The 15314-nt window shown below is 62.4% G+C and carries 9 protein-coding genes; 6 read left to right on the plus strand and 3 right to left on the minus strand.

The window, feature by feature from the left end:
• The first annotated feature begins 312 nt into the window (after nucleotides 1-312).
• On the plus strand, nucleotides 313-1491 hold the full coding sequence (locus F506_RS05980; protein ID WP_053195782.1) for a porin: 1179 nt from the start codon (nucleotides 313-315) through the stop codon (nucleotides 1489-1491).
• Nucleotides 1492-1577: 86 nt separating this feature from the next.
• On the opposite strand, the gene F506_RS05985 is transcribed toward F506_RS05980, so the two are convergent.
• Nucleotides 1578-3227: an acyl-CoA synthetase gene (locus tag F506_RS05985; RefSeq protein ID WP_053195783.1), complete on the minus strand. Its 1650-nt coding sequence runs from the start codon at nucleotides 3225-3227 to the stop codon at nucleotides 1578-1580.
• A 200-nt stretch (nucleotides 3228-3427) separates the two neighbouring features.
• On the opposite strand from F506_RS05985, the gene yajC reads away from it, so the two are divergent.
• The 5 genes from yajC to dctA all read left to right on the plus strand — a co-directional run bounded on the left by yajC (nucleotide 3428) and on the right by dctA (nucleotide 9924).
• Complete coding sequence (gene yajC, locus F506_RS05990; protein ID WP_456152200.1) at nucleotides 3428-3799, plus strand: preprotein translocase subunit YajC; 372 nt, start codon at nucleotides 3428-3430, stop codon at nucleotides 3797-3799.
• A 116-nt stretch (nucleotides 3800-3915) separates the two neighbouring features.
• Nucleotides 3916-5814, plus strand: a complete 1899-nt coding sequence (secD, locus tag F506_RS05995) for a protein translocase subunit SecD (protein ID WP_053195785.1) — start codon at nucleotides 3916-3918, stop codon at nucleotides 5812-5814.
• Nucleotides 5815-5913: 99 nt separating this feature from the next.
• Entirely contained in the window at nucleotides 5914-6858 is a 945-nt protein-coding gene (gene secF, locus F506_RS06000; RefSeq protein ID WP_053195786.1) for a protein translocase subunit SecF, read from the plus strand.
• A gap of 83 nt (nucleotides 6859-6941) precedes the next feature.
• Complete coding sequence (tcdA, locus tag F506_RS06005) at nucleotides 6942-7802, plus strand: tRNA cyclic N6-threonylcarbamoyladenosine(37) synthase TcdA (protein ID WP_053195787.1); 861 nt, start codon at nucleotides 6942-6944, stop codon at nucleotides 7800-7802.
• A gap of 880 nt (nucleotides 7803-8682) precedes the next feature.
• On the plus strand, nucleotides 8683-9924 hold the full coding sequence (gene dctA, locus F506_RS06010) for a C4-dicarboxylate transporter DctA (protein WP_053195788.1): 1242 nt from the start codon (nucleotides 8683-8685) through the stop codon (nucleotides 9922-9924).
• A 77-nt stretch (nucleotides 9925-10001) separates the two neighbouring features.
• On the opposite strand, the gene F506_RS06015 is transcribed toward dctA, so the two are convergent.
• Together F506_RS06015 and F506_RS06020 are read right to left on the minus strand one after the other, a co-directional pair.
• A complete protein-coding gene (locus tag F506_RS06015) occupies nucleotides 10002-11528 on the minus strand; it encodes an argininosuccinate lyase (RefSeq protein WP_053195789.1) in 1527 nt (508 codons plus the stop codon).
• Nucleotides 11518-15309 carry a beta strand repeat-containing protein gene (locus F506_RS06020; protein ID WP_053195790.1) on the minus strand — a complete coding sequence of 1264 codons (3792 nt, stop codon included), beginning with the start codon at nucleotides 15307-15309 and terminating at the stop codon, nucleotides 11518-11520. The genes F506_RS06015 and F506_RS06020 overlap by 11 nt, the downstream gene beginning before the upstream one ends.
• Nucleotides 15310-15314: the final 5 nt, after the last annotated feature.

Here is a 15314-nt window from a genome sequence, read left to right on the forward strand (position 1 = left end):
GGACGCCACACATGACGGAGACAGCGATGAAAACAATCAGCATCTGCACATCCTTGTGCGCATTCCCGCCCTTTACATAGGACGCGGCCTGAATTGATCAGCGCCGCGCCAGCGGCGTTCCCCTTGTGACCACACAAACATTGCAGCAGGCCCGTCCTGCCGCAAGGGGGGAGTTTTTGCGTCTGCGATTGACGCCTGTTGGCCCGCCAGCCGGGCCGCGCAACGGTTTTGAATCCGGTCCCGCCCCGCAGGGCCGGAATCAATTTAGGGCGGAGCGATACCGCAATCATCCGAGGAAAAAGAGGAGAGGAAATGAAATTACGACGCAGTTGGGTAATGGGAGGACTGGCCATCGTCGCGGCCGGCGCATCGGTGCAGGCATCCGCGCAGAGCAGTGTGACGATCTACGGCGCGCTCGACAACGCGCTGGTCTACACCAACAATCAGGGCGGTTTGCATAATCTGTACCTGCGCACCGGCAACCTGGCCGCCAGCAAGATCGGCTTCAAGGGCGCCGAGGACCTGGGCGGCGGATCGCAGGCGATTTTCACGCTGGAAAACGGCTTCGACATCAACACCGGCGCCATGAGTTCGGCCAACACGCTGTTCAATCGCCAGTCCTTCGTCGGCCTGACCAACAGTGGTTACGGCACCATCACCACCGGTCGCCAGTACACGCCTTACTTCCTGTACGTCGGCGCGATCGGGCCGACCAGCGTGCTGACCGGCGCCACCGGTGCCCATCCGGGCGACGTCGACGGTCTCGACACCACGGTGCGCATCAGCAACTCGGTGACTTACTCGTCACCGGTGTTTGGCGGTGCGCAAGTCAGCGCCTTGTACGGCTTCGGTGAAACTGCGGGCAGCGTCTCGACCGGCAATACCTACAGCCTGGCCTTCAAGTACGACGTCAGCGCCTGGAATTTTGCGTTGGGCTATCAACGCCTGAAGAATGGTTCCGGTCCTGCCAACGCCTGGAACTCCACAGCTTCGGGCAGCTTCTCGACCTCCGCGATCAACAACGGCTATGTGTCTTCGGACAACGTGCAGATGATCGCCGGCGCATTGCGCTACACCATCGACAAATGGATGGTCGGCGCCAACTACGCCAACGCGCAATACAAGCCGGGCGCCGGATCGCTGTTCACGCAGAAGGCCACCTTCCAGACGCTGGGCCTGATCACGACCTACCAGCTGACGCCGCAAGTGGCGTTGGCCGGCGGCTACAGCTATACCTTCGAGAAATCCGCCAACGGCATCAGCGACGCGGCCAAGTACCACCAGATCGCACTGGAGCAAACCTACTCGTTCTCCAAGCGTTCGGCGATCTACTTCCTGGAAGCGTATCAGCTGGCGCGCGGCAAGACCCTGGGTAAGACGGCCGGCAGCATTGTCGACGCCGTGGCGGTGGTCGGCGATTCGCAAAACGGTTCGCCATCGTCGGGACGCAACCAGAGCGTGCTGATGGTCGGTTTCCGTCACCTGTTCTGAACGGACGCAGTAGCAGATTTTTGTAAGTCGACATCCCCTGAAGCTTGAGGTTGACATCCGGCGGGCCCTGGCCCCCGGATGTTTTTTTATGCGGCGTCGCCCAGCTTGCGCCAGTCACCTACGCGCGCACGCAATTCGCGCCGGATCACTTTGCCGGTGGTCGTCATCGGCAATTCATCCACGAAGAAAATCTCACGTGGATATTCGTGCGCGGCCAGCTTCACCTTGACGTGTTCCTGGATCTCGCGCTTGAGCTTGTCGTCGCCGGTGATGCCGTCATTGAGCACGATCACGGCGACCACGATTTCGGTGCGCTGCGGATCGGGCGAGCCGATCACCGCGACCATCTTGACGGCGGCGTGCTGCAGGATGTTGTCTTCGATCTCGCCCGGGCCGATGCGGTAGCCGGCGGAGGTGATAACGTCGTCGTCGCGGCCGACGAAGCGGATGTAGCCGTCCTCGTCCATGCAACCGGTGTCGCCGGTGAGCAGCCAGTCGCTGACGAACTTGTCTTGCGTGGCCTGCGGATTATTCCAGTACTGCAAGAACATCACGGGGTCGGGACGCTGCACGGCGATGTTGCCGTCGCTGCCGGGAGGCAGCACCTGGCCGTCGGCATCGACGATGGCAAGCGTATGTCCGGGCGCTGCGCGGCCGATGGCGCCCGGTTTGCAATCCATGACGGCCGCGCACGACGACACCGTCATGTTGCATTCGGTCTGGCCGTAGAACTCGTTGATGGTCAGGCCGAAAGTCTTGCGACCCCAGTCGAGCAACTCGACGCCGAGCGACTCGCCGCCGCTGGCGACCGAGCGCAACTGATAGCGCCAGCGCTTTTCCGGATCGGCGACGGTGCGCATCATCTTCAGCGCCGTCGGCGGCAGGAAGGTGTTGCGCACGCCGTGATCCTGCAGCAGCTGGAACGCCGCTTCGCCGGTGAATTTTTCAAAGCGATGCGCCACCACTGCGACGCCGTGATGCCAGGCCGGCAGCAGCACGTCGAGCAGACCGCCGATCCAGGCCCAGTCGGCCGGCGTCCAGATGCGATCGCCTTCCAGCGGGAAAAGATTGTGCGACATTTCCACGCCCGGGAGATGGCCCGGCAGCACGCGATGCGCATGCAGTGCACCCTTGGGCTGGCCGGTGGTGCCGGAAGTGTAGATGATGACGGCCGGATCGTCGGCTTTGGTCCGCACCGGTGTCAGGTCACTGCTGGCGTGCTTCAGCGCCTGGTGCAGATCGACCGTGCCGTCGAAGGCGCCGTCGATCGTGAAGACGGTTTTCAGCGCCGGCAACCGGTCGCGGATGCCGGCCAGCTTGGCTGCGCCAGCCGCATTGGTCACCACCACGCGCGCGCCGCTGTTGTGCAGCCGGTATTCGAGCGCTTCCGCGCCGAACAGGGCAAACAGCGGAATCGCAATCGCGCCGATCTTGTAGGCGGCGACATGCGCCATGGCGGTTTCGGGCGCTTGCGGCAGCAGGATGCCGATGCGCTCGCCGATGGTCGCGCCGGCCGACAGCAGCAGGTTGGCGAGCCGGTCCGAGCTTTCCTTGATTTCACCGAAACTGTAATTGCGGCTGGCGCCGTCGGCGCCGACATGGATCAGCGCCAGCCTGCCCGGTTCGCGCAGCGCCCATTTGTCGCAGACGTCGACGCCGATGTTGTAGTGCTCGGGAATGTCCCAGCGGAAGGCGTTGCAGATGTCCTGATAGGGCTGGGCGACAATGGGCAGCATGGTGAGGCGGTCTCCTGATTTTTTGTAAGCTTGCTTTGTATTTGCTTCGTGTTTGCTTGTTAATGTAACGCCGCGCCCCCATGTTGGCGATGCCGTTATGGCAATTTTTTCCTTCCGGCAAGCCTATTTCTCCCTGTTGAAGGCGCTTTGACCTGTTTTGGCCGCCACGGAATGGGGTATGCGCCCGGCGCAATGCTAAAATGCGGGGCTATTTTTTAAACAACCATTTGGAGCGACACGTGTTTATTTCCGATGCAATTGCACAAACCACTGCTGCAGGCCCAGGCGGCCTGATGGGTAATCTGACCAGCTTCCTGCCCATCATCCTGATGTTCGTTGTGTTGTACTTCCTGATGATCCGTCCTCAGATGAAGCGTCAAAAAGAACAAAAGGCCATGATGGAAGCGCTCGCCAAGGGTGACGAAGTCGTGACCTCCGGCGGCCTGCTGGGCAAGATCGTCAAGGTCAGCGATGCCTACATCACCGTCGAAGTATCCGAAGGCAATGAAATCGTCGTGCAAAAAGCCGCGATCACCACGCTGCTGCCGAAGGGCACCCTCAAGGGTCTGTAAGCCGGTAATACGGCCCTACGGCTGACAGGGCGCATTCCGCCGCATTTTTCCGCGTGCGGATGCGCCCTCGTTTTGAACCTGTCCATGCGGACGTTCATCATCAACGCTGAATCACTATGAATCGTTATCCTCTCTGGAAGTACGTCTTAATCGTCATCGCCCTGCTGTTCGGCACGCTCTATACGCTGCCCAACTTCTTCGGTGAATCGCCTGCCGTGCAGATCAGCAGCGCCAAGTCCACCATCAAGGTCGACAGCGCGGTCGCCGAACGCGTGCAACAGATCCTGCAACAGGGCAGCCTTGCGCCAGAGAGCGTCGCATTCGACAACAGCAGCGCGCCTTCCGTGCGCGCCCGGTTTGCCAATACCGACACCCAGTTCAAGGCCAAGGCCCTGCTGGAAAAAGGCCTGAATACCGATCCCGCCGATCCGACTTACATCGTCGCCTTCAATCTGCTGCCGAATACGCCGCAGTGGCTGCAAAGCCTGCACGCCTTCCCGATGTACCTGGGCCTGGACTTGCGCGGCGGCGTGCACTTCCTGATGCAGGTTGACGTCAAGGCGGTGCTGAACAAGCGCCTGCAAGGCCTGCAATCCAGCGTGCGCAGCGTGCTGCGCGACAAGAACATCCGCCATAACGGCATCAACCGCAACGGCGACCGCATCGAAATCCTGTTCCGCGATGCCGACACCCGCGACAAGGCCAAGAGCGCCCTGGCCGCCGACGTCTCGGAACTGGCGTTGCAAGACGCCGGCAGCGGCGACGACCTCAAGCTGATCGCCACCCTGCGTCCGGAAGCACTCAAGCAGACCCAGGAAGACGGCGTCAAGCAAAACATCTCGACCCTGTCCAAGCGCGTCAATGAGCTCGGCGTGGCCGAACCGATCATCCAGCGCCAGGGCGCCGACCGCATCGTGGTCCAGCTGCCGGGCGTGCAGGACGTTTCGCGCGCCAAGGACATCATCGGCCGCACCGCCACGCTGGAAGTGCGCATGGTGGACGACTCGGTTGCCCGCGGCACCGAAGAAACCGCCGCCGTGCCGTTCGGCTCCGAGCTGTTCAAGATCGGCAAGGGCGCACCCGTGGTGCTGTACAAGGAACCGGTCCTGACCGGCGATTACATCTCCAACGCGTCGGCCAGCTTCGATGAAAACCACCAGCCTTCGGTCAGCATCGACCTGAACGGCGACGGCGGCCGCAAGATGCGCGATGCCACCCGTGAAAAAGTCGGCAAGGCCATGGCCATCGTGCTGTTCGAAAAAGGCAAGGGCGAAGTCCTGACCGTGGCGACCATCCGCTCCGAACTCGGCTCGCGCTTCCAGATCACCGGCATGGGTTCGGCCGAATCGTCGAGCGACCTGGCGCTGCTGCTGCGCGCCGGTTCGCTGGCTGCGCCGATGGACATCATCGAAGAACGCACCATCGGCCCGCAACTCGGCGCCGAAAACATCCGCAAGGGTTTCGATGCGACGCTGTACGGTTTCGCCGCGATGGCCGTTTTCATGATCGTGTACTACCAGCTGTTCGGCCTGTTCAGCGCATTGGCGCTGTCGGTCAACGTGTTGCTGCTGGTGGCGGTGCTGTCGACGCTGCAAGCCACGCTGACCTTGCCCGGTATTGCGGCGATCGCGCTGGCGCTGGGTATGGCGATTGACTCCAACGTGCTGATCAACGAGCGTATCCGCGAAGAATTGCGCAACGGCAATTCGCCGCAGGCAGCGATTTCGATTGGTTTCGACCGCGCATGGGCGACCATCCTCGACTCCAACGTGACGACGCTGATCGCCGGTCTGGCGCTGCTGATTTTCGGTTCCGGCGCGATCCGTGGTTTCGCGGTGGTCCACTGCCTGGGCATCCTGACGTCGATGTTCTCGGCCGTGTTCTTCTCGCGCGGGCTGGCAAACCTGTGGTACGGCCGCAAGAAGAAGCTGACCAGCCTGGCCATCGGCCAGATCTGGAAGGCGCAAGGCGATGCAGCCGGCAAGACCGGCAGCAAAGCGGTCGACGCCAAATAAGCGCAGCAGCAGGCATCGTCAGCACCAACAGAGCGATCGACATGATCCAATGCACCTTGACCGGATGACCGGACAGGGCGCAGAACAGAAAGGTATGTGATGGAATTTTTCCGCATCAAAAAAGATATCCCCTTCATGCGCCATGCGCTGGTGTTCAACGTCATCTCGGCGCTGACATTCGTGCTGGCAGTGTTCTTCCTGCTGTCACGCGGGCTGCACTTCTCGATTGAATTCACCGGGGGCACGGTAATGGAAGTCGCCTATCCGAAGGCGGCCAACATCGAGAACATCCGCAAGTCGGTCGAAGGCCTCGGCTTCACCGATACGCAAGTGCAGAGTTTCGGCACGGCGCAGGACGTGATGATCCGCCTGCCGGCGCAGCATGGCGTCAACTCGACCCAGCAAAGCGAAAAAGTGATCTCGGCGCTCAAGGCGCAGGATCCGGACGTCCAGCTGCAGCGTGTTGAATTCGTCGGCCCGCAGGTCGGTGACGAGCTCGCGCATGACGGTCTGATGGCGCTGGGCATGGTGGTGATCGGCATCGTGATCTACCTGGCTTTCCGCTTCGAATGGAAATTTGCGGTCGCGGCCGTCATCGCCAACTTGCATGACGTGGTGATCATCCTCGGCTTCTTTGCCTTCTTCCAATGGGAGTTTTCGCTCACGGTGCTGGCGGCGGTGCTGGCGGTGCTGGGCTACTCGGTCAATGAATCGGTGGTGGTGTTCGACCGGGTGCGCGAAGCATTCCGCGACCGCCGCTACGGCAAGCTGAGTGCGCCGGAAGTGTTGAACCACGCAATCACCAGCACCATTTCGCGGACCATCATCACCCACGGCAGCACTGAAATGATGGTCCTGTCGATGCTGATCTTCGGCGGCCCCACGCTGCATTACTTTGCCGTGGCGCTGACCATCGGCATCTTGTTCGGTATCTATTCGTCGGTGTTCGTCGCCGCCGCCATCGCCATGTGGCTGGGCGTGAAGCGCGAAGACCTGATCAAGCCGGCCAAGCCGAAAGACGAAACCGACGGCGCCGTCGTCTAAGTTCTTCTCGCTGCAAGATTAGCGCTGCCGCAGGCTGTTTCCCAGGAAACAGCCTGTTTTACTTTGTTATCCGGATAACCATCATGTCCCAGCCAGAACCTGTCGTTGCTCTCAACGACGCCGATATCGATTTCGACCGCCGCTTCGGCGGCATCGCCCGCCTGTACGGCGCGCAGGGCCTGGCGCGTTTTCGCGCGGCGCATGTCTGCGTGGTCGGCGTCGGCGGCGTCGGCTCGTGGATCGTCGAAGCGCTGGCGCGCAGCGCCATCGGCAAAATCACCATGATCGACCTGGACAACCTGGCCGAATCCAACGTCAATCGCCAGATCCACGCGCTGACCGACACGCTCGGCAAGGCCAAGGTCACCGCGCTGCACGAGCGCATCATGCAGATCAACCCCTATTGCCAGGTCACCGAGATCGAGGACTTCCTCACCCCTGACAACGTCGGCGAGATGATCGGTGAAGGCCGTTTCGACTACGTTGTCGACGCCATCGACAACGTACGTGCCAAGGTGGCGCTGATCGCCTATTGCCGCGAACACAAGGTCCCCTTGCTGACCAGCGGCGGCGCCGGCGGCCAGATCGATCCGACCAAAATCGAGATCCGCGACCTCTGCCGCACCGAGCAGGAACCCTTGCTGGCCAAGGTACGCAAGCGTCTGCGCGCGTGGCACAAGTTCCCGCGCGGGACCAAGAACAAGTTTGGCATCGATGCCGTGTTCTCCACCGAACCCTTGCGGTTCCCAGAGGGGGAAGTGTGCGAGGTCGATACGGATGACGCTGCGGATGGATTGGATACCGTCGATGCCGATGGCCGCAAGCAGGATGCCGGCGTGACCGGGCTCAATTGCGCGGGGTTCGGGTCGGCGATGGTGGTGACGGCTTCGTTTGGATTGGTGGCGGCGGGGTTTGTACTGAGGAAGATTGTTGAGCGTCCTTGACCATTTGTTGTTCCGACTTGTTTCCTTGGTTGTCGATTCTGTTCTTTCTTCGATCAACCGTGCCGGGGGTAGCCCGGCGGCTACTCACTTTCTTTGCTTCGCCAAAGAAAGTAAGCAAAGAAAGGCGACCGCGATTCGCCGCCCCGCTGCGCGGGGTTCCCGTTGGCGCCGCACCTAAATCGGGAAGGGAAACAAACTCGCTGCGCTCAGACAAGTTTCCCTCCTTTATCCGATTTAGGCACGTCACCAACGGCGACTCATAAGCGGAACTTCTTTCTCGGCTCGCTTCGCATTGCCTTGGGTGGCTCGCCTGCGGCATCGTGATTCTCACCTTTAGTCGTGGTCAACTAGGTCGCTCTTCCGACGGTAGCGAAGAACGACGACTTCCACTACATCTCTGTACCCTGGCGATGCGCAGCGAGCCAGTCTCGAATTCCCGCTTGCGAGTAGCCGGTGGCGGCAGGTGCAAATCGGATCAAGAGGGGAAACTTGTCTGAGCGCAGCGAGTTTGTTTCCCCTCCCGATTTGTACCTGCCGACGCCGGGAACCCCCGCAGGGGGCTACGAACCAGCGGTCGCTTCTTTTGCTTACTTTTCTTGGCGAGACAAGAAAAGTGAGTAGCTGCCGGGCTACCCCCGGCAGGGTCGTCCGAAGAAAAAACAGAATCAGTTACGCAAGAACCAACAAGCCTGGTCGAAGAAAGAAAAGAAGAAGCCACGCACCAAAGCTAAGTCGGAACAAAATCCACGAACCACAATTGCGGATAACCCTCATCCGCACCATCCCCCGCACCTCGCCCCAAACGTATAAAATTTCACCCAGCCACTAAACCAACAAACCATAACCCGGAGACCGCCTGCTGACCCGAAGCAGGCCGCCGATGAAGCCACCCCTCCACAAAAACGCCTTCCTGCAGATGGTCGTCGCCATCGCCATCGGCATCGCGCTCGGTCATGCCGATCCACAGCTGGCGGTGCAGATGAAACCGCTCAGCGATGGCTTCGTGCGCCTGATCGGCATGCTGATCGGCGTGGTCATGTTCGCGCTGGTGGTGTCGGGCATCGCCGGCATGCAGGACAAGATGCACGCTGCCAAGGTGGGCGGCAAGGCCATTGTCTATTTTGAAATCATGACCTTCATCTCGCTCGGCTTCGGCATGCTCGCCGCCGACCTGCTGCAACCGGGAGCCGGCTCCAAACTCGATCTGTCGCACGTCTCAGACGGCGCGCATTATGCGGCGCGACTGTCGACTTCGGGCGTGACGGATTTCCTGCTCAACATCATTCCCAACAGCTTCTTCGAGGCCTTCACGCGCAACAGTAGCCTGCAGATCCTGTTGCTGGCGGTGCTGTTCGGCGTTGCATTGTCGCGGCTGGGCGAACGTGGCCGCAGCCTGCTCAATTTCATCGAAGCCAATCTGCGCATCCTGTTCGGGATGATCAACATCATCCTCAAGGTCGCGCCGCTGGCCGCCTTCGGCGCCATGGCTTATACCATCGGTCGCTACGGCGTGGCGTCGGTGCTGCCGCTGCTGCATTTCGTCGGCGCCATCTACATCGCCAGCATCGCCTTCGTCTGCGTGGTGATGGGGCTGATCGCGCGCGTGGCGGGCGTCAACATCTTCCGCCTGATCGCTTTCATCAAGGAAGAATTGCTGCTGGTTTTTTTCACCACCTCGTCGATGGCGGCGCTGCCCGGACTGACCGAAAAAATGGAACGCCTCGGGTGTTCGCGCGCGGTAGTGCGGCTGGTGCTGCCGACCGGCTACACCTTCAACCTCAACGGCACCAACATCTATCTCACCATGGCGGCGCTGTTCCTGGCGCAGGCCGGCGGCATCGAGGTGAGCCTGTGGCAGCAATTGTCGCTGCTGGCGATCTGCATGCTGACGTCCAAGGGCGCCACCAGCGTGACCGGCTCCGGCTTCATTGCGCTGGCGGCCACGCTCAGTACGCTGCAGATCGTGCCTGTCGGCGGCATCGTGCTGCTGCTCGGCGTGGAACGGTTGATGAAGTGCCGCTCGCTGAGCAACGTCATCGGCAATTGCCTGGCCTGCGTGGTGGTCTGCGCGTGGGACAAGGCACTCGATCGCGAACGCATGGCACAAGCCTTGCGCGCATAAAAAATCCCGGACTGGCCGGGATTGAAAACCTGCTTCGCTTCTTTCTTGCGACAGCTTTTTTTCGCTTGCCTGCCGACTTATTTGCCCAGCTTGTAGAACGTCTGATCCAGTCTGGCCGATGCCGCCGCCAGCTTCTGGCGCTGCTGCGCCAGCCATGCCTCATCCCTGGCCAGCTTGGTCTTTTCCACACCGAGCATGCGCTCGACCTCGGCGCGTTGCGGGCCGCCCAGTCCTTTGCTTGAGTCCAGCATGTTTTGCGCCGTCAGCGACTTCTTGTATTGCTCCTGCGTCAGTGGGAACTGGTTACGCTCGAAGTCGAACTTCTTGACGGCTTCCGTATAGATTTGCTGCACGACGTCGAACGGAATGTCGGCCGGTTTCATCTTGTTGGTGCGGCCGTAGGTCACCAGGTCGGAGGCGAAGTGGTGACCGACGCGGAACGGCACGTCGGAGTCGCGCTGCAGGATGTCGGCCAGCTCGGTGGTGGTCGAATAATCGGCATCGACTTCCTGCAAGGCGCGGGTCTTGTCAATCACCAGGTTGTCGAGCAGGTCGGCCAGTTTGACGAAGGCATTGGACGTCAGCTCCAGCGTTTTCTCGACCTGGTCGCGCTTGTAGTCCGGCATGCCGGGCGAGACGTTGTGCGCTTCCAGCTGGAAGGTCATGGCGCCGCCGACGATGTCGCTGGCCTGCAGGCGCAGCACGTTCAGGCCGTAGGGATTGCGCTTCTGCGGCATGATGCTGCTGGTGCCGGTCAGGCGGCCTTCCTGAATCATGATCCAGGGATAAGGCTGGTGATATTGAGTGTGGAAGTCCTGTACCAGAATGCCGATGGTCAATGCGGCGTTGCTGCACAGGCTCACCAGTTCCATGCCCTGGTCGAGCGCGCCGAGCTGCGCGGCGTCGTAGGAATTTTCAATCGGGCCGTCGAAGCCGAGCAGTTCCGCCAGGCGCTTGCGGTCGACCGGGAAGCTCGAGGTGCCCAGCGCGCCGGCGCCGAGCGGGCTCAGGTTCAGGCGCGCATAGGACTCCTGCAGGCGTGCGCTGTCGCGTCCGAAGGCCGAGGAGAACGCCAGCAGATAGTGGGCAAACGTGGTTGGTTGCGCCTGCACGCCGTTGGTGTAGGCCGGCACGATGGTGTCGAGATTCTTCTCGGCCAACTCCAGCACTTCCGCCTTCGATTTGTTCATCGCCTCCATCAGGTCCAGCGTGCGCTCGCGCTGCATCAGGCGGCGGTTGGTCGACAGGATGTCCTGGCGGCTGCGTCCGGAGTGCATGCGCGAGCCGTCGGGGCCGGCGATGGCGAGGATCAGCGGTTCGTATTGCAGGTAGTCGGATGGACGCTTGGCGCCGGGTTGGTCGCCGTTCCTGATGACCTGGTCAACGGCCGAGACGATCTTCTTGCCCAGCTCGGGCGGCACGATCTTGTTCTCGATCACCATCACCGTCGACGCCTTGTTCATCTCGCCGAGGAAGTAAAAGTAATCGTGGTAGGGCGGCTTGTTGCCGGCGGGAGCAGCGTAGGCGGCGTTGGCTAGCGTCATTGCGGCCAGCGGCAGCAGCGCGAGGGCGGCGATGCGCCGGGAAAGGGGTTTATTGAGCATTGTCGGTACCTTGAGTGCTGGAGTTGGATGAGGGTGAAGATGAGTTGGCGGCCGGTTCCCCCGCCTGGCTGGCCGTGGCGACGTCGATCGTCAGGCGTTGCGCGCTTTCGTTGAACGGTGAGAACACGTTGCTGTTGCCGCTGGGGCGATTCCAGGCGCCGGCGGCCTGTTCGGTTTGCAGTGCGGCAGTGGCCGGCGCCGTGGTCGCATTGGTCAGCAGGTTGCTGATGCCGCGACCGAAGTTGAATATCACCACGCCGCTGCCGCTGGCGGCGAAGGTGGTGGCGTCGCCGGCTTGCAGTATCGGCGCACCGTTGGGTGCATTGACGTTGACCAGCAGCACGCCGTCGACCACCTTCAGCGAGTTGGTGCCGCCGCTGAAGCGCAGGCCGGCGGCGCCGTTGCTGCCGGCGTTGAGGGTCATGCCGGCGCTGCCGCCGGTGCTGACGGTGTTGAAGCCATTGGTGCTGCTGCCGACGAAGGCGATGCCGTCGCCGCTGCCTTTGGCGGTGCCGTTGAGTACGATCGCACCGCTGTTCGATGAGATATTCACGCCGGCCGCCGCGCCCGAACTCGGACTGCGGATCGTGACGCCGGCGCTGCTCGACGCGCTGCCGCTGGTGCCGTCCAGTGTCAGTGTGCCGGTATTGGTCGAGATGATGGTGCTGCTGGCATTGGTCGACGGATAGATCGTGATGCCGCCGGCGTTGGTCGACGTTCCGGTCACGGAAACCGAGCCGCTGCCGGTGGCGCGCAGCGCGTTGGCGCCGGTCAGAATGCTCACGCCGTCGCCGTAGACGCTGGAGCCGGTCACGCTCAGGGCGCCGTTCTCCACGCTCACCAGCGCGTTGCCGCTGCTGTAGAAGCTGACGCCGTCGCCCTGGTCGGCGGCGTTGCCGATCAGCGTGACGTTGCCGGAACCGGTGGTCTGGATTTTGTTGGTCACGCCGAGGATGGCGATGCCGTGATCCAGCTCGGGTACGTTGGGTGAATGGAAGTTGCCGTTGAGGGTGATGTTGCCGCCCTGTGACGAGATGTTGTTCGTCGATGCCGTACCGTTGCCGCCGAGCGCGATGGCATCGGAGGTGCCGACCGAGTCGCCGCGCAGCGTGATGTCGCCGCTGACGGTGGTGACGTTGATGCCGGTGGCGCTGTTGGTTGAATTGAAGAAGATGCCGTAGCCGCCGAAGCTGTTGGTGCTGTTGCCGTTGATGGCGATGTTGCCGCTGGTCGCACCGATGTTGACGACGGCATTCAGCGCCGACGGTGCGATGTCGACGCCGCGTCCCGAGGCGCTGGTGCCGTTGAGGCTGATGTTGCCGGTGGCGGTCTTGATGTTGACCGCGGCATATTGACCGCCGACGTCGATCGACAACGCCTTGAACGAACCGCTCGCATTGTTGACCACGGTATTGTTGCCGGTCAGCGTAACGTTGCCGGCGGTGCTGGTGACATTGACCTGCGACCCGGCTGCCGAGGCAGAGCCGTTGCCGGATGCGATCAGCGCCAGCGCGGGCGTGGTGCCGCCGGAAGTATTGCCGGTCAGGTTGATGTCGCCGGTCGTCGAGATGCCGATCGCCGAACTCGCGCCGGTGGAATTGAGCACCGTACCGTAGCTGCCGGTACTGCTGCCGTTGACGTTGATGGTGCCGCCCGCGGTGGCGTTGAGCGTGACCGAGCCGGTGCCGCTGGCGGCCAGGTAGACGCCGCGGCCGGCGCCGGCGAAGCCGCCGCTGTTGGCCTTGACCGTCAGGTTGCCGCTGCCGACAGTGAGCGTCTGCGATGAAGTCGCCGCTGTCGAACAGACCAGCACGCCGAAGCCTGAGCTGGCGTTGCCGCTGACGGTCAGGTTGCCTGAACCGGTGGCGGCGATGGTGTTGTTGGTGCTGAAGATGCGGGTGCCGTTGCCGCTGCCCAGCGTGGTGCCGTCGACGACGATCGAGCCGCTGCCGTTGGTGACGATGCGGCTGCCGCCGGTCACCACGAACGCATCGGTGGCGACGGAGACGTTGGCCTGGTTGGCGACCATGTTGATGTTGCCGCCGCCGGCGTCGATGGTCGATCCGGAGATATTGATCGTGTTGCTGCTCGCCGTGAGGTTGCCGCCGTTGGTGGAGATGGTGCTGCCGGACAGCGCGATCGAACCGTTGCCGGTATTGCCGAAGTTGGCGATCAGGGAGACGTTGAGCGACTTGCCGGTGGCGTTGCTGATCACATGATTGGTCATGTTGATGCTGCGATGTGCCTGCAAGGTCAGCGACGAATTGCCGACCGCCTTGACGTCGTCGAGCACGTTGATGTCGCCGCCGTTCGTGGGGCTGCCGGCTGCGGTGAAGACGACCACGTTGGCGCCTTCCGACAACGAGGCGTTGAGCGTCGCCGAACTCAGGGTGGAGTTGGCCGCGCCGCTCGAGGTGAAGGGGGCGGACGCCGTCATGTTGACGCTGGCGGCGCTGGTGATGTTGAGGTTGTACGGATCGATGAGCCAGTCGCCGCCCTGTCCGGATGCCGCCCCAACGTGCACCAGGCCGCTGGCCTGCAGATCATGGCCCGAGGTTTCCACCTTGCCGCCGCGTCCCGTCGCGCCGCCTGCCTGCGCGCTGATGTCGCCGTAGAAGCGCGTGCTGCCGGTCGACCACAGCACCACCGTGCCGCCGTTGCCGCTGCGGACCGCATCCGCCTTGATGGCGGCGTCGCTGCCCATGAAGACGGCGTCGGACTGATGCTCCGCGCCGCCACCCTGGTAGTTGCCGCCGACCAGCACGGTGCCGCCACCCGCATCGCCGGAGGCGTCGATACGGGTGCCGTCGAACAGGCCGACGTACTGGCCGAGGACTTTGGCGCTGCCGCCGGTTTCACCGCTGCCGAGACCGGATACATCAAGCGTGCCGCTGTTGGCGACCACGCCGCTGTTGTCACCCGTGCCGCCGTCAAGCAGGATGCTGCCGTTGCGGCTCTGCAGGCTGCGCGCTTCGATCACGCCGTTGTTGTTGACCACGTTCGACAGCATCGCGTCGGTGGCGCGCGCAGTCATGATCACTGCGCCGCCGTCGGCTTGCAGCAAGCCGCTGTTGAGTACGTTGGCGTTGAGTGCGGCGTTGTTGACTTCGACGTTGATGAGGCCGTCGCCATTGAAATCGAGCGTCATCTTTTCACCGGCCGCCAGCACCACGCTGCCGAGGCGCGCGATGATGTTGCCTTCGTTGCGGACCTGGGCGCCGAGCAGGGCGACGTAACCGCCGTCGGTCGCGGTGATGTTGCCTTGATTCACGACCGAGCCGGTCGCGCCTTCCAGATCGAAGGCGTTCCTGCCGGCCATGAAGTTGGCGTCGGAAATGTTCAGCGTCGACGCCACCAGGCCGCCGACGTTGACCGATGAGCCTGCGCCGAACAGGATGCCGGACGGATTGACGAGGTAGACCTGGCCGTTGGCGTTGAGATGGCCGAAGATCTGCGAGGCGTCGCCGCTGGTGACGCGGTTCAGCGCCACCGAGGACGAACCCGGCTGGATGAAATTGACGGTTGCATTGCTGCCGATGTTGAAGGTGTTCCAGGTGGCGGCCATGCGGTCGCTGGTTTGCGTGACCGTCATGGTGGCGCCGCTCTGGCCGATGCTGCCGCTGCCGGCGGTGATCTGGCCGTTGGTCGGCAGCGCGCCTGCGTCCAGCGCATGCGCCGGCAACACCGTCAGGCCGCACCAGGCGGTCAGCACGGCGACGCAGGCCGGCTTCAGCGCCGGGTGGATTTTTTTACTGCGATTGTTTCGTGGAGCTTGTGTCATCGCAT

The sequence above is a fragment of the Herbaspirillum hiltneri N3 genome (genome assembly GCF_001267925.1).
In the GTDB taxonomy this organism is placed as follows: Bacteria; Pseudomonadota; Gammaproteobacteria; order Burkholderiales; family Burkholderiaceae_D; genus Herbaspirillum; species Herbaspirillum hiltneri.

Coding starts and splice junctions, on each gene's coding strand:
- secF (WP_053195786.1), top strand. CDS start 5,914: ATGGAATTTTTCCGCATCAAAAAAGATATCCCCTTCATGCGCCATGCG.
- F506_RS06020 (WP_053195790.1), bottom strand. CDS start 15,309: ATGACACAAGCTCCACGAAACAATCGCAGTAAAAAAATCCACCCGGCG.
- F506_RS05980 (WP_053195782.1), top strand. CDS start 313: ATGAAATTACGACGCAGTTGGGTAATGGGAGGACTGGCCATCGTCGCG.
- dctA (WP_053195788.1), top strand. CDS start 8,683: ATGAAGCCACCCCTCCACAAAAACGCCTTCCTGCAGATGGTCGTCGCC.
- secD (WP_053195785.1), top strand. CDS start 3,916: ATGAATCGTTATCCTCTCTGGAAGTACGTCTTAATCGTCATCGCCCTG.
- F506_RS05985 (WP_053195783.1), bottom strand. CDS start 3,227: ATGCTGCCCATTGTCGCCCAGCCCTATCAGGACATCTGCAACGCCTTC.
- tcdA (WP_053195787.1), top strand. CDS start 6,942: ATGTCCCAGCCAGAACCTGTCGTTGCTCTCAACGACGCCGATATCGAT.
- yajC (WP_456152200.1), top strand. CDS start 3,428: ATGCGGGGCTATTTTTTAAACAACCATTTGGAGCGACACGTGTTTATT.
- F506_RS06015 (WP_053195789.1), bottom strand. CDS start 11,528: ATGCTCAATAAACCCCTTTCCCGGCGCATCGCCGCCCTCGCGCTGCTG.